The organism is Paraburkholderia fynbosensis, assembly GCF_902859935.1.
Taxonomy (GTDB): domain Bacteria; phylum Pseudomonadota; class Gammaproteobacteria; order Burkholderiales; family Burkholderiaceae; genus Paraburkholderia; species Paraburkholderia fynbosensis.
In genome coordinates this window covers 45,467-59,028 of record NZ_CADIKI010000034.1, presented here as the reverse complement: position 1 = coordinate 59,028, position 13,562 = coordinate 45,467, and the positions used below count along the sequence as shown (strand labels likewise).

General features: G+C 58.8%; 14 protein-coding genes and 2 pseudogenes. 8 read left to right on the top strand and 8 right to left on the bottom strand.

All coding sequences use genetic code 11. The features are described from left to right. Nucleotides 1-72 precede the first annotated feature (72 nt). Complete coding sequence (locus HV770_RS35585; RefSeq protein ID WP_175166121.1) at nucleotides 73-687, bottom strand: IS6 family transposase; 615 nt, start codon at nucleotides 685-687, stop codon at nucleotides 73-75. A gap of 294 nt (nucleotides 688-981) precedes the next feature. Between HV770_RS35585 and HV770_RS35580 the strand changes: the two genes are divergently transcribed. The 4 genes and pseudogenes from HV770_RS35580 to HV770_RS35565 all read left to right on the top strand — a co-directional run bounded on the left by HV770_RS35580 (nucleotide 982) and on the right by HV770_RS35565 (nucleotide 3,745). After that, nucleotides 982-1,302 carry a hypothetical protein gene (locus HV770_RS35580; protein ID WP_175166120.1) on the top strand — a complete coding sequence of 107 codons (321 nt, stop codon included), beginning with the start codon at nucleotides 982-984 and terminating at the stop codon, nucleotides 1,300-1,302. 192 nt (nucleotides 1,303-1,494) lie between these two features. Further along, nucleotides 1,495-1,954: pseudogene (locus tag HV770_RS35575) on the top strand (IS30 family transposase); the annotation flags it as partial. Nucleotides 1,955-2,200: 246 nt separating this feature from the next. Then, nucleotides 2,201-3,184, top strand: coding sequence for a GlxA family transcriptional regulator (locus HV770_RS35570; RefSeq protein ID WP_175166119.1), 984 nt, complete (start codon nucleotides 2,201-2,203; stop codon nucleotides 3,182-3,184). A gap of 252 nt (nucleotides 3,185-3,436) precedes the next feature. Next, the gene (locus HV770_RS35565; RefSeq protein ID WP_175166125.1) at nucleotides 3,437-3,745 is read left to right on the top strand and encodes a hypothetical protein; all 309 of its coding nucleotides are present in this window, start codon (nucleotides 3,437-3,439) and stop codon (nucleotides 3,743-3,745) included. Between the two features lie 968 nt (nucleotides 3,746-4,713). On the opposite strand, the gene HV770_RS35560 is transcribed toward HV770_RS35565, so the two are convergent. Next, nucleotides 4,714-4,971, bottom strand: coding sequence for a hypothetical protein (locus tag HV770_RS35560; protein ID WP_217468692.1), 258 nt, complete (start codon nucleotides 4,969-4,971; stop codon nucleotides 4,714-4,716). On the opposite strand from HV770_RS35560, the pseudogene HV770_RS35555 reads away from it, so the two are divergent. The 3 genes and pseudogenes from HV770_RS35555 to HV770_RS39195 all read left to right on the top strand — a co-directional run. Next, nucleotides 4,956-5,528, top strand: a pseudogene (locus tag HV770_RS35555) (UTP--glucose-1-phosphate uridylyltransferase); the annotation flags it as partial. The gene HV770_RS35560 and the pseudogene HV770_RS35555 sit on opposite strands and share 16 nt — an antisense overlap. Before the next feature lie 541 nt (nucleotides 5,529-6,069). Further along, nucleotides 6,070-6,504, top strand: a complete 435-nt coding sequence (locus HV770_RS39200; protein ID WP_246291518.1) for a type 1 glutamine amidotransferase family protein — start codon at nucleotides 6,070-6,072, stop codon at nucleotides 6,502-6,504. Between the two features lie 145 nt (nucleotides 6,505-6,649). Next, nucleotides 6,650-6,907, top strand: coding sequence for a helix-turn-helix domain-containing protein (locus HV770_RS39195; RefSeq protein ID WP_343048407.1), 258 nt, complete (start codon nucleotides 6,650-6,652; stop codon nucleotides 6,905-6,907). A gap of 134 nt (nucleotides 6,908-7,041) precedes the next feature. Here the strand turns inward: HV770_RS39195 and rfbC are convergent, their stop codons facing one another. The 3 genes from rfbC to HV770_RS35535 form a co-directional block, all read right to left on the bottom strand. Continuing rightward, nucleotides 7,042-7,590 carry a dTDP-4-dehydrorhamnose 3,5-epimerase gene (gene rfbC, locus HV770_RS35545; RefSeq protein ID WP_175166118.1) on the bottom strand — a complete coding sequence of 183 codons (549 nt, stop codon included), beginning with the start codon at nucleotides 7,588-7,590 and terminating at the stop codon, nucleotides 7,042-7,044. Nucleotides 7,591-7,802: 212 nt separating this feature from the next. Further along, nucleotides 7,803-8,525, bottom strand: a complete 723-nt coding sequence (locus HV770_RS35540) for an IS6 family transposase (RefSeq protein WP_425497550.1) — start codon at nucleotides 8,523-8,525, stop codon at nucleotides 7,803-7,805. Nucleotides 8,526-8,553: 28 nt separating this feature from the next. Beyond that, nucleotides 8,554-8,769, bottom strand: a complete 216-nt coding sequence (locus HV770_RS35535; RefSeq protein ID WP_217468691.1) for a flagellar transcriptional regulator FlhD — start codon at nucleotides 8,767-8,769, stop codon at nucleotides 8,554-8,556. A gap of 420 nt (nucleotides 8,770-9,189) precedes the next feature. On the opposite strand from HV770_RS35535, the gene galU reads away from it, so the two are divergent. Continuing rightward, a complete protein-coding gene (galU, locus tag HV770_RS35530) occupies nucleotides 9,190-10,071 on the top strand; it encodes a UTP--glucose-1-phosphate uridylyltransferase GalU (protein ID WP_175166116.1) in 882 nt (293 codons plus the stop codon). A 129-nt stretch (nucleotides 10,072-10,200) separates the two neighbouring features. Here galU and HV770_RS35525 read toward each other — a convergent pair whose 3' ends face one another. Genes HV770_RS35525 through HV770_RS35515 form a run of 3 tightly spaced genes read right to left on the bottom strand, consistent with a single transcriptional unit; the run spans nucleotide 10,201 to nucleotide 13,532 of the window. Beyond that, nucleotides 10,201-11,328, bottom strand: a complete 1,128-nt coding sequence (locus HV770_RS35525; RefSeq protein WP_175166115.1) for a polysaccharide pyruvyl transferase family protein — start codon at nucleotides 11,326-11,328, stop codon at nucleotides 10,201-10,203. Next, entirely contained in the window at nucleotides 11,325-12,485 is a 1,161-nt protein-coding gene (locus tag HV770_RS35520) for a glycosyltransferase (protein ID WP_175166114.1), read from the bottom strand. The genes HV770_RS35525 and HV770_RS35520 overlap by 4 nt, the downstream gene beginning before the upstream one ends. A gap of 6 nt (nucleotides 12,486-12,491) precedes the next feature. After that, a complete protein-coding gene (locus HV770_RS35515; RefSeq protein ID WP_175166113.1) occupies nucleotides 12,492-13,532 on the bottom strand; it encodes an EpsG family protein in 1,041 nt (346 codons plus the stop codon). Nucleotides 13,533-13,562 lie beyond the last annotated feature (30 nt).

Below are 13,562 nucleotides of genomic sequence, written 5' to 3'. Positions count from 1 at the left end.
CTCAATGGTCTTCCATTTTGGCGTCTTTGATGCCGTTGGCCCGTGAGGCTCCGTTTTCCTCTCGCTCACCGCTCACGGGTGGGAGGCGTTCATATCATTTTTGGCGATCATATGCAGAAGTTCAATGCCGCTTAACAAGATCCACGCACAACGAAATATCTTGAATCCCAACATGGGTCGCGTACGGCGCTTTATCGTCCGATGGTCTTGTTCCACGATGTTGTTGAGATACTTGATCTGGCGGATCTTGATAGGCGTCTCACGCTCGGCGTTCACGGCGTGCAGCCCGGCCAGATTGGCACCACTCCTGTCGATGGTTACGGTTTCGGGCACTCTATTCTGATCGATGGCCTTCTCGAAGTACCGTCGGGCCGCCTCCTCGTCCCGCCTGGCTCGCAGCAGGAAGTCCACCGTGTTGCCGGTCTTGTCGACGGCGCGGTACAGATAGGTCCATTGGCCCTTGACTTTGATGTAGGTCTCGTCGACACGCCAGCTCTTGCCGACCGGGCGCTTGCAGCGGCGGAACGCCTTTTCAAGCACAGGCAGAAGCTTGATGGCCCACCGGTGAACGGTCGAATGATCGACCGCGATCCCGCGTTCGGCCATCATCTCTTCGAGATTGCGCAAGCTCAGCGGGTAGGCCACGTACCAACGCACGCACACCAACATGATCTCAAGCGGAAGCATACCAGCCGCCGCTATTGCGACGGAACCTCGTCACGTTGAATATAGGACAACGCACTTATCCGGCGAACTCCGAATACATTTGCCCATCCGCCGCCTATAGAACGGTCTGGCAGGGCGCTGCAATTCTATCCTTGGCCGCCGAGCCTTAACGATTCACGAGCCGCGCCGGAACAACGACGAGAATCAGAAGTGCGGCGAGCGTCAGGGCGCACGCCGTCAACACGAGCCCGGATGCCGCGTATGCGTATAGCCCGTGAGCCAACTGATCACGGTCGGCCGATGAAGCCCGCCAGGTTGCCGGTGCAGTTGATTGGCGCGATGCCCGCCGCTGCTCTGCTGCCACAGAGAAATGCGGTGGGCAGCGCCCACAACATCGGCAGCGCGGTGACCACGCCGGAGACTGCCAGCGTGAGCCCGATCATCGACAGCGGTGAGCTGTCACCGTTGGCCGCGCACAGGCTGAAGCCGCTTGCCGCCACCAGCGACGATATGCCAGCGGCGTTAGCGCGTGCGGTCCGCGTGACGACCCACCGTGATCATGAGATCAGCGTCACGGAGTACGGAATCATCGTCAGCAGGCCAATCAACAGCGGATTGTCGATGTCGGTAGCGTGAGTGTGTGACGCGTGGGAACTCGATCCCGACTTCGACCCGGAAGGCTGTGGAGAACTTCGCGAAGATCAAGCCGCCGAACTCTAGTCCGCCGTTAATCCGCCGAGGAGACCGGAATTTAACTTCGAGAGTTCAAATTGATGTCGATTGCCGTCATCCGCGACGCCAACTTCCGCGCAATAGAATATCCGCTGGGAGGGGGCTGGCAACCAGTCCTCGGTAGGCGTTTTGGTTGAACGGAGCAGCCGCCTGGTGCTGCTCGCAAAGATGGAAGACGCCACCGCAGCTTCCGCGTTGGCGGGCTTCTCCGCCAAACTCAATTCGATTGTCACGCCACTGCGCCAGAGCTTCACTTATGACCAGGGCAAAGAAATCTCGCGCCATAAAGAGCTCGCTGCCGCAACCGGCGTGAACGTGTACTTTTGCGACCCGCACAGTCCCTGGCAACGCGGCACTTGCGAAAACACCAACGGGCTGCTGCGACAGTATCTGCCGTGAAGGCACAGACCTTTCGGTCTACAGTCAGGACGAACTCGACGCCATCGCCGACAGTCTGAATAGCCGGCCTCGTGCAACTCACAACTTCCATTCACCCTTCGAGGTCTTCGCCGCGACCCTCGCATCAGCAAGCCAACCTCAAGGCTCTAAACATTAATCCCGCTGTTGCGCTTCACCCTTGAAACCGCCTTTCCAAATCTTATCGGGTTCGCGGGCGGTAGGATCAGAAACCCAGCACGGCTATTCGCCGGGTCACCATTCAGTGCCCCTAACGGCCAATGTGTTGGCTAATTCGGCCATGTAATACTGACAACAGAATCAGATCTATAGCATGTTCCGATAAGAAAAAATCAGAGTCTTGGGGACAAGACTTTGCAGACCACACATTTCCGGGGAAAAATGAATGGACTTGGTAGATACTCTGCGGCATAGCTCGCGGCAAAGTGCCGTGCCGATGCAAACGACCGCGCTGACTCGCGTCGACATCGCACTGTTCAATGGATTTGCACTGCCTACGGTCGCAGCAATCATCGAGATCTTCCAGAAGGCAAACTCGCTCACCGCCGCGCAGCGATCGGGCCGTGCCCGCTACGACGTCTCGCTGCTTTCCGCTGCGGGCGGGCGCATCGCCAGTTCGTCATCGGTATTTGTCTGGACCGACGACGTCCAGTCGCACCGAGGCACGAACGAGACGCACCTGTTGTTCATTGCCGGCGGTACGGGCGTACAGCAGGCATGCCGCGACGAGCGGTTGAGCAACTGGCTGCGCCGCCGGCATCCGGTCAGCGAGATCGTGCATCCGATCGCAGAGGGCCAACTGCTGCTGCAAGCTGCGGGGTTGCCCAGTCGCTACTGCCCGCTTTTCTATGGCGGTAGCGAAGTGCAGGCCCTGCCTCCGGCGCGGTCGCTGACAGAACCGCCTGGTGCCGTATCCACGGCGTTACGCATTGTAGAAGAGGATCTCGGCGCCGATCTGGCACAGCAAGTCGCCGAATCGATCGCCCCGCAACCCACGACACCTTTCAGTTCGGCAGCCACGTTTGGCCTGACGCCACAGGTCAGTGAGAAGATCCTGGCGTCGGCGCGCTGGCTGGATGCGAACGTCGATCGCCCCATCTCAATCGACGATGCGGCGAAGGTTGCGGCGATGAGCGAGCGGAACTTCCTGCGCCGATTCAAGAACGAGATCGGCATCACGCCCTCCGACTATCTGCTTCGCGCACGTTTGAACATGAGTTGCCGGATGCTTGTTGAGTCGCGTTTGCCGGTCGACAAGATCGCGCGCCGCTGCGGTATCGGCAGCGGCGGGCAGTTGTCGAAGCTCTTCAGGAAATATCTGGCGACGACGCCGACGGACTATCGGATGCGCAACGAAGTGGCACCGTAGAAGGGTGGTGAACAGGGGCATGGATACCCGCCGCCGTTCTACGGGCGGTGGCCCTTGACGATATCGGCCATTATTGTGGTTCTTTCAGCCGCGCTTTCATTGCGCGGGTGCGGCTTCGGTAACATCAAAACCAGTCGACTCATTCTCCACTTCCGAAGAACGGTAGTCACAAGCGATGGCCGTCCGATGGCAACGTTCGAATCGGTGGCTCTCAATTTCAGGCTTGCTACTCTACCGGGTGCACAGGGAGTTATGGGCGAGTTTATTCCAGAGTATCTGGTCCGCGAACAGGCAGCTGTGGGTTCACTCGTGTTGTTCGGCATTCTGCGCATCGTCGCCGCTGCTGTTGCCTTTGAGAAGGGCTGGCGTATATCGACCGTGCAAGGTTATTGCATTGCGATGGCGGCGCTCTACTGCCTACCTCAGCTATTCGATCTGTTCACGCACCTGTATGGAATGCGGGCCGCGGTTGCGGCCGCGGAGTTCGAGGGCAAGGCAGCGGGCGCGGCGATAGCACTCTTTTTCGCGCCCATCCTGAGTCACAAGCTCGGCTACGAATAGTTGTCGTTCGCGTCTCAAGCCCATGTTGTACGGTGCCTGGCTTCGCGCGGCCGAATCGCAAGGACCGTGGGTAACCAATCGAGACTATCGCGACGCGAAGTCTCAAATATTTTCAGGCTCATTTGAGCGCCGACAGCCCGATCTCCCGCTTCCGCAGGTGAAAGCTATTTCGTTGTGGTTCCCGTGCCGCCGTGGCCGCAGCGGCTGGCCAACGAAGCCGCCGGCTGACCATTCGCGGTAATCGCGCCAGCAGTTTGCAAAGTGTCCAGATCCGCGTCTGCGCCGGGCTGTCCTGGGCTTGAACGAAACCGTCAAGAACGATGATGACGAAAGCGTTATCCCATACTGGGTCTTAGTCAACTGGGCGACAGCCGCCTGTGCGTTCGCGATTACCGTGCTGTTGGACAGCGCGCACTGAAACGCTGTGTTGCTAGAGATTCCCGACGGCTGTCCGCTAACGGTGGTTCGAAGCTGCCCCGCCGGATAGCTCGAAAGCAATTCGGTCAAGGGCGTCACGTTGTACGCGCCCGCGCCGGCCGCAAACGAATGGAGCGCGATGGCACCGCTCGACGCAGTGATCGCACACGGTCCGTCAAACGCGAACGTCGCCGCATACCCACCATTGGAATTAGCCGTCGCGGTACCTGAACCGTTCTTGCAAGTCAGCGTGATACTTGCGTTAGCGAGCGCCGCGCCAACCGCGGCCGTAGCGCTCACTGTCGACGTCGGCGAACTGCCGCTACCGGTCCCGCCACCGCATGCAACCAGTGCACTGGTCGCAAGCACTATGGATTCGAACAGCAGCGTGCTGCAGCGTGGCGCCGTTTAGAAGCTTCATCGCCTATCTCCAAAGAAAGTTATTCACAATTGACCGGCACCAACGCCCGTCCGCCGCCTACACGCTGAAAACCGCTTCCGCAGTCACCACGTGAAAGCGCGGCGCCAGTCGAAACAGCAGGCACACTCGCTTACGGCTTCGGCTTCGGCTTCGGCTTCGGCTTCGGCTTCGGCTTCGGCTTCGGCTTCGGCTTCGTTGCGTCACTTCCGGGCCGCCCGCAACGCAGGTATGCATCACGCATCCGGTAAAGCTGAGTCGAGAAGTACTCGCCGCTAAAGCGGCCTTGATTCAGCAGGAACCGCTGCGTGCTATACGGAAAGGTCACGTTCTCGGCCGCGTTAGTCGCCAGATAATTCGTCGATCCCACCCGCGCGTCAAGCAGAGGCACTCGGCCTCGGGCACGCCGTGCTTTGCGTTGAGAAGTTGGTGGGTGACCACCCGTTCGCCGTCATTCTCGCAGACGACCTTCTATACGGTACGCCCCCTGTCATGACGCAGATGATCGAGGTGTTCGATCACTATCACAGTTGTGTGATCGGGGTTGAGGAGATCGCACCGCAAGACACCAAGTCGTACGGGATCATCGATGGTAACGCGTGGGAGAAGGCGATCATCAAGATGTCGGGCATCGTCGAAGAGCCGGACCCGAGTGTGGCGCCGTTGAATCTCGGCGTGGTGGGCCGCTACGTGCTGAAGCCGCGCATCTTCGAACATCTGCACGCGCTGAAGTCGGGCGCGGGCGGCGAGTTGCAGCTGACGGACGCGATTCAATCGCTGCTCGCCGATGAACAGGTTCTGGCGTACAAGTACCACGGCACGCGTTTCGACTGCGGCAGCAAGCTGGGTTATCTGAAGGCAACAGTGGAGTTCGCGTTGCGGCACCCCGAGGTAAGCGTCGACTTCAGAACGTATCTGGAGGAACACCTCTCTCTGACGCTTGACTGACGGCGCCGAGCGCGCTCCACAGAAAGCGTCTCGAGATCGATTAAAAGAGGTTCTTTGCCATCGCCTGGTTGACTTGTCAGGGCGTGTCGCTGGAGTCGTGGTTCCACTCAATCTTCATGGATATGTGTCTCGGGCTGCGCTACGTCGCGCGACCTTTTTGTTGCTTCGATCAAGCAATTTCAGATTGCATAGGACCGCGATAAGTTGTCGAAGTAAGATTAGTCGTTGCAAGGGGCGCAGCCTGTAACGCCGCAATTCGAGTCGTCTGCTGCGATTTGTCCTCGATCGCCAACGTATCATCCTAATCAGCCATCTAGCGACGCTATGCGCACTGCATATGTACGATTCTCGAGGCAGTTGAAACGGCTCGAAACGTAGCTGTAGGAGGCCACTTATTTTCGGGGGATGGCTGGATGGCAGTTTTTTTGCTCGCGCTAGTCGCGATGCGGCTCAGCGTCAGGTTGTGCACGATGTGCGAGCAGTAAAACGTATCTGAATCGCACTGTTTAACGGCTTCGCGCTACCAGAGGCAGCCACGGTTGTGGAGATTTTTCAGTCAGCCAATGTGCTCGGTCCGTCAATGCGTATCAATGGACCACGTTACGATGTCCACTTGCTGTCGGTCGGCGGTGGCAGGATAGCGAGCTCGTCATCGATGTTCGTTTGGACTGACAGCATCGAATCACGCGGTCACGCGGGCGATCTCCACGCGCTCTTCATTGCCGGCGGCGCTGCTGTTCATAGTATGCTCACCGAAGAGCGCATGGTCGACTGGCTGCGCCGGCTCGACTTGCGCCACGAGCAGATTTTCCCCATTGCGGAAGGGCGCTTGCTGCTCGATGCAACTGAATCCCCGGAAACATCCCGCAAACTGCGGCGCGGCGAGGCCGCTCATGCGATTGCGTGGGACGGATTGAAAGTGTCTGCATCCCAACGATCCAGCACCCCACTGCGAGCTGCACCAACTTTGATTTAAAAAGACTTCGGTGCGGCAGTGGCGCTCGAAATTACTGGAGTGGTGAGGTTGCGCTTCGAGGCGCAATTTTTTTGCCGCCGCTCCGAATCAAAACGCGTTTGGAGCTCCGAGTGAAAAAATTCAGGCATCCGCGCAGTGGTTGGAAATGAACTGCGGTACATCGATCACGATCGAAGAAGCCGCGCAATTCGTCGCGATGAGTGAGCGGAATTTCCTGCGTCGCTGCAAGGTGAAAATGGGTGTGACGCCGTCTGACTACCTTCTATACGTTCGCATTGGCAAGTGCTGCCATCTTCTTTCTGAAACCGGCCTTCCAGTTGACAAGATTGCGCGGCGTTGCGGAATGAGCAGTGGCGGACAACTTTCCAAAAATTTCCGCAGATCTTGGTGTAACGCCGACTGAGTACCGGGCTAGCAAACGGTCTTTTAGCGAGACGCGACGAGAGCTGATTTGAAAATCATTCGAGGTGCTCCGGTGGAACGACCTGAAGTTGATCTACCGCGTGCGTGTCATTCGCCCATGAACAACGATGACTCTCAATACACCTCAGCCATACTGAAGCTTGTACCCGCCGCATCGCGTGCGGACATGATCGGCGCCTTGTCCAGCTCCCAGGCAATCGCGATATCGGGATCGTCCCACTGCAACGTGCGTTCGTGCTCGACAAAGCCACGCTCAGTTGTCTTGCAAAGTATCTCCGCGACATCCGACAATACCAGAGAGCCATGCGCGAATCCCGGCGGGATCCATAGTTGACAGCAGTTTGATGCCGATAGCCGCACACTGATCCAGCGGCCGAATGTGGGCGACCAGCGTCGCAAATCAACTGCCACATCGACCACCTCACCGTTCAGCGCCCGCACCAGTTTTCCCTGCGGGCGCTGGATCTGATAGTGCAGGCCGCATAGCACATTATGGGAAGATACGGAGTGGCGCTCCTGCACGAACTGGTAACCGCGCGCTACGTGCTCCTCGAATTCTTCTTGGTCGAAGCTGACAAAGGAAACGCCTCGCTTATCGGAGAGAATCGATGGCTCGATCAGCTTTATGTCGCGAATTGCCGTGTGCTTAACCCGAATTGGCATCTGTGGAAGATAGGATGAGAGATTGAATTGAACTTACAATGCTTGCCGCTCGACGGATGACGGTGAGCACAGCGCGTTGGCCAGCGTCTCGTCAGTACGAGTGGGGTGTTGTGAGTATGACGCACACCGGTCTAGCCGTTTCGCCACCGCCAAAATCTGGTTCTGTCGCGCTAACGATTACAGCTTGAGTAAAGCGTGATCGGTAGGACTACTTACACTGCCAACGAGTAGAATTGTTCGGCTGCAGTCGAGGCGACGCCATCGTCACACAACTGCCCCTTGCGGATCATGTGTGCGATCTCTATGCCAGACAGGATGATGAGCGCACAGCGGAAAGTCTTGAACCCCATCATCGGTTTGATGATGCGTTTGATGGCACGGTGATCCTGCTCGACGACATTGTTCAGGTATTTGTTTTGACGGACCTTGATCGGTGTTAAACGCTCGGCATTGAGCACTTCAAGCGCAGCCAGATCCGCTCCTCTCCTGTCCACGGTGATTGTCTCGGGCTCGCCGTTCTGTTCAATCGCCTTCTCGAAGTAGCGGCGCGCCGCGGCCTTGTTCCGATGGGCGCGCAGCAGGAAATCCACCGTGTTGCCTGTCTTGTCGACGGCACGGTACAAGTATTTCCATTGGCCTTTGACCTTGACATAGGTCTCATCGACGCGCCAGCTCTTGCCCACAGGCCGTTTGCGTTTGCGCAATGCTTTTTCAAGCACCGGCAGCAGCATGATAACCCACCGGTGCACGCTCGAATGATCCACCTCAATACCCCGCTCGGCCATCATTTCCTCGAGGTTACGCAGGCTCAGCGAGTACGCCACGTACCACCGCACGCACAGCAGGATCACGTCCAGCGGGTAGTGCAGCCGCTTCAGTACCTTGCCAATACCAGCGGGCAGCGTCTTGCGTGGCGCCTTCGTCTTTGCCATCATGCTTCTCATGCGTTGCGGTCGACGGATTTTACTTGACCGCGTTAATGCGACAAAACCCTATCTCGATCTCCGCTTCTGTCGACGAACCGATCCGCTCCGCCAGCGAATCGGATAGACCCAGCGCGTGCTGCGCCTGCGCCCGGTCTTCCCTGAGCATGCGTTGGGCAAGCAGGAGAAACGATTGGTTGAACGCGGCGATCGCCTGGAGGCTATCTGAATTTTTGTCCAAAAGATTGCGCCTCATAGGCAAAGGTTGACAGTTCCATCGCGCGCTGCGCGCCTGGCGATGCACGTTGCTGGAAGCTTACCTTCGGCGGCATTGGCGGGACTGACAAAACCTTGGTCCCATCCGCCACGAGTCCGAACCCGCTGCGCCCGATCCGCACATCGAATTTCAAAGGACACTTCCCCGAATGCGATTCGTGAACATGCCAGGCAAAGTACTGTGCCGTTCCGTCATTTGATTAGTGCGATCGGACAAGTCTTCACCTGAATAGACCATTGAACGGCAATACTTGCTATGGATTCGTCAACCCCGGTCGATCCGAACTGCCTCGGTTCAACTCGCCCGGCCTCGACATCGAGCGGGCGGGTTCTTTTTTATATCGGGCGCCGGCATTTCTGAATAGACGACTGATCATTCCACACGCGAGATTTAAGTCCAATGCTTAAAGTAACGAAAGCCGTTTTCCCCGTTGCAGGGCTCGGCACCCGATTTCTGCCGGCGACCAAAGCAAGTCCGAAAGAAATGTTGCCGGTTGTCGATAAGCCGCTCATCCAGTACGCGGTAGAGGAAGCGATGGCAGCAGGCATCACGGAGATGATCTTTGTGACGGGGCGCAGCAAGCGGGCCATCGAGGACCATTTCGACAAGTCGTATGAGATAGAGGCGGAGCTGGAGGCGCGCGGCAAGGAAAAGTTGCTGTCGCTCGTTCGCAGCATCAAGCCTAGTCACGTCCACTGTTTTTATGTTCGACAAGCCGAAGCGCTCGGTCTCGGGCATGCGGTACTGTGCGCTGAAAAACTCGTCGGGGATAGCCCCTTTGCAGTGGTACTGGCCGACGATCTGCTGGATGGAAAGCCACCGGTGTTGCGGCAAATGATCGACGTATTCGACCATTACCATACGTCGGTTCTGGGTGTCGAAGAGATCGCGCTGGAGGAGTCGAAGTCGTATGGCGTTATCGACGGCAAGCAATGGGAAGACAATATTTTCAAGCTGTCGGGTATCGTCGAAAAGCCGGCACCTTCGGATGCGCCTTCCCGCTATGGTGTGGTCGGTCGCTATGTGCTCAAGCCACGAATCTTCGAGCATCTGCGCGCGCTGCGCCCAGGTAGCGGTGGCGAGTTGCAACTGACCGATGCGATCCAGTCGTTGCTCGTTGACGAGCAGGTGCTGGCCTACCGTTACGAAGGCACGCGTTTCGATTGTGGCAGTAAGCTCGGCTATCTCAAGGCGACGGTGGAGTTCGCACTGCGACACCCCGAGTTGTCGGCGGACTTCGCCGCGTATCTGGCTACGCGACAAGTCGAATTGCCCGCGTAACATTTGCCTACGGAGATCGCGCCGTTACTTCCGTTGGTGCGTGGCGGCGAGACCGGTGACGGCGGCGCATCGCCTTCCGCCACCCGCCCGACGCGTCCTTGCGGCGCTTGTCCAACGCTCTTCGAGTGGCTAACCCGCGCCAATCTCCGTCCGGCCGCGGCCAATCCCTGTAATGAAATGTTTGAACTGATCGAGGTGCCATCCCGCCCGCGAATAGCGTTGTTCGCGGCCGCCACTGAGTAGCTCCGTGACATGCCCGACGCACGCTTCATCCGATGGCTGGGGCTCCTGAGGTCCGCGCAATGCGTTGTCCCGCAGGAATTCGGCGCACTTGGCCTGATAGCAGAACAGCATCACCGGGACGTCGTACACGAAGCTGACGATCGCTCCGTGCAGTTTCGACGTCACGACACAGGTTGCGCCCGCGAGCAGATCGACCACCTCGGTAATTGAATTGCCGTACTGGAAGCGGCTCACGCTGACGTTGGCCGGCGAGAACAGGCGGGCAATGTCCCCCGTGACCGCAATGCTTTCGTCATCCAGCGAAACGAACAGCACATGGTCGACGAGGCGTTGGCTGTCCACCGTGGCGAGTATCGCAAGCACCGCATCGATGTATTGCCGCAGATGAATGGACACCACCAGCGTGCGTGGCTCATCCGGTTTTCGTTTTGGCGTATAGATGGCGGGCAGGGCGAAAGCGAGATCCTTGAGGTTGAGGGGCGCCGATCCCGTCGCGTCGGCGACGGCGAGGACCGACGCTTCGTCACGGACCGCGATGCTCGGCATCGCTCTCAGCAGGTTCGCGAACGCATGGCGCCGTTCCGTCGTGGAAAAGGGGCCGACCGACACGCCAAGCGCGGAGACGGGGCGATTGAATCGACGCCCCGTGTTGACGATCAACCTGGCAAATTGCAAGGAGGCATTGGCGCCGAACAGGGAGCCGCCACCAAAGACCGCCGCCCTCGCACGCAGAACGGCTGCCACATAAGTTACTGACCGCGCAGCGGCGCCCATCGGCCCCCGGCGTGTCCACAACGCCCGCGCAATCGGTAAATGAAACAGATGCGTCAACTCCTGCGCGGACGATGCGCCGACGATCAGTGGCTGAATCCCTGGCGTTCTCGCCGCTATCGACTGCAGCAGGTAGCCGAACAGATCATCGCCAAAGTTGTGCCGCCCATAGAATCCGAAGAAGGCAATGCGTGTTTCGCGGACGCCGGTCACGGGTCGATCATCGACTTCGGTTGCATTCATTTGAGTACCTCATATGAAACTGCGGGCGTCGCGGTGGCAAGGTGGAGAGCGGGAACCGGCGTGAGCAGTCGGCGGTAGAGTCCGACATACGAGCGGAACAGCTGCTTGTCGCCGAACCGCGCGCGGGCGTGTGCGCTCGCGGCGGCACCCATGCGCTCGCGCAGGTCCGCATCGTCGATCAACCGGCGGATGTAGTGCTCCAGCTCGGCGTCGTCATTCGCGAGGAAGCCGGTCACGCCGTGAACGATCACATCGCGGTTGCCGACGATGCGGCTGGCGACCGCCGGCAGACCCGCCGCCTGAGCTTCAATCAGCGCGATCGGCATGCCCTCCCATAACGAAGGTAGAACAAAGATGTCGCAACCCAGCAGTCGTCGCCGGAGTTCCTGTGCCGGAATCCAGCCGCTCAGCTGCATCGCGTCGCGATCGATCCATTGGTCGATTGCTTCGGCCTCGCCATCGCCGAACCACATAAAGCGGGCATTGGATGTCGCGAGTCGTTGCGCGATACGCGTGAATCGCCAGGGTGCCTTCTGGTACGTGACGCGCGCCGATGTGCAGACGACTACCTGTTCGGCCATCCGGCTGCGGCTACCGTGATCGAATTCATCGAGTTTCACTGCGTTCTCGACCAGGCTCGTGCGCTCAGCGCGCTGAAGCAGCATGCGCGCGTAACGCAATTCGCTCTTCGAGCAGGCGACGATATGTCCACCCGACGCGTGCAGCAATCGCTCAACCAGCAAATACAGCTTGGCCTTGATGGGCGAGATATCTTCCTTGAGGAAAGCGAAGCCGTGCGGCGAGTAAATCGTATGTGCCGTGATGCCGAGCAGATGCGTCGCAATGCGCCCCAACGCCGCCGCCTTCGATGAGTGAAGATGGACGATGTCCGGCCGCTCACGCGACAGAGCGATGACGAGCCGGACTACGCTCGCAATATCGTGAGCGCCGATGCTGGTACGCATGCCCACCACCTGACGACGCACCCGTGGATCGAACAGGCCATCGAGCTTCTCTGACGGCGGTGTGTCCGGCCGCACCGAATGCAGCACGACGACGTCGTCACCGGCGGCGACCTGACGATTGGCCAGCAGCAAGACGCAATGCAACACGCCGCCGCCCAGTGCTTCCGTTACGTGTACGATTTTTTGTCGCATGGCCGGTCACCCTAATTCCTGGATTGCTGGAGCGGTCTGATATGGCAGGAACGGGGATTGGCCCTGGCCTTCCTCATCGGACATGTTGTGGATTCGTCCCGCTAGCCCGACCAGTCCAATGAGGAACAGCCACGCCGCCAGATTGGATGGCATGCGCCCGCTGCCTGGAGAGAACTGGCGCCACAGCACGACAAGCATCAGGTTCACGAGAATCAGCTGAAAGCGGATGCCCGCGTAGGTCACCTGGGTCACGCCGTATAGCGCCACCGCCAGCAAAGCGCAGATCAGCCAGCCGATGGGAGGGATCGTGAACTGCCGCCGGTAGACGATCATCACCGACAGCATCAGGATCTGGATCAGCAGGAAGAGGAGCCCCGACGACGCATTGGGGGCGGCTATGCCGGTGTAGAGACTGGTTTTATCGGAGAAGTAATCCGGCATCACCAGCGATATGCCGATTACGCCAATCGCCACGCCGACGATCATCAGTGTGTGTCCGCGCCGGGTCGTCGCGATATAGAGCAGGAAAAGCAGTGCGGATGAAAAATGGAAGCAGGTGCCGATCATTGCGTAAATGACGTATCGAACCGGCTTCCGATGCGGCGCGATGCGGGTCGCGAGCAGGAAGATCGCCGATGCGAGACCGAAGCGCATCACGTTCATGGTCAGCTCGTAGAACATGGCCGGCACGAGCACCAGGCCGCCGAACCAGATGCCATAGCGGCTACGGGAAATGGACCACAGCAAGAGCAGCGCGGTCGTCATCGAAATACTATTGACGACGAAGCGCGGGTCGGGATAAACCGCCCAGAGAAGCTGCGCGTAGGCATTAAAGAGCGGCTCCGCGCCGTATCCATTGCCTTGGCCCAGGTCTGTAAAGGCTTGGTAGTACGCTGCGGTGTCGGTGCCGCTGTGGCCGCGCAAAACGGCGAGCGCGACGATCGGTAGCGAGCAGGTGAGGATCACCGCGGGATTGGTGCCGCCATACGCTATGCAAAGCGCTACGCCGAAGTAGAAGATCAGAAGAGGCAACAGATAGTAGCTCATTGCACATGCCTGGCCGGGTGATGCTGCTGA

Coding starts and splice junctions, on each gene's coding strand:
- HV770_RS35565 (WP_175166125.1), top strand. CDS start 3,437: ATGGGCGAGTTTATTCCAGAGTATCTGGTCCGCGAACAGGCAGCTGTG.
- HV770_RS35525 (WP_175166115.1), bottom strand. CDS start 11,328: ATGAATGCAACCGAAGTCGATGATCGACCCGTGACCGGCGTCCGCGAA.
- HV770_RS35535 (WP_217468691.1), bottom strand. CDS start 8,769: ATGAGGCGCAATCTTTTGGACAAAAATTCAGATAGCCTCCAGGCGATC.
- HV770_RS39195 (WP_343048407.1), top strand. CDS start 6,650: ATGAACTGCGGTACATCGATCACGATCGAAGAAGCCGCGCAATTCGTC.
- HV770_RS35585 (WP_175166121.1), bottom strand. CDS start 687: ATGCTTCCGCTTGAGATCATGTTGGTGTGCGTGCGTTGGTACGTGGCC.
- HV770_RS35540 (WP_425497550.1), bottom strand. CDS start 8,525: ATGATGGCAAAGACGAAGGCGCCACGCAAGACGCTGCCCGCTGGTATT.
- HV770_RS35570 (WP_175166119.1), top strand. CDS start 2,201: ATGGACTTGGTAGATACTCTGCGGCATAGCTCGCGGCAAAGTGCCGTG.
- rfbC (WP_175166118.1), bottom strand. CDS start 7,590: ATGCCAATTCGGGTTAAGCACACGGCAATTCGCGACATAAAGCTGATC.
- HV770_RS35515 (WP_175166113.1), bottom strand. CDS start 13,532: ATGAGCTACTATCTGTTGCCTCTTCTGATCTTCTACTTCGGCGTAGCG.
- galU (WP_175166116.1), top strand. CDS start 9,190: ATGCTTAAAGTAACGAAAGCCGTTTTCCCCGTTGCAGGGCTCGGCACC.
- HV770_RS35520 (WP_175166114.1), bottom strand. CDS start 12,485: ATGCGACAAAAAATCGTACACGTAACGGAAGCACTGGGCGGCGGCGTG.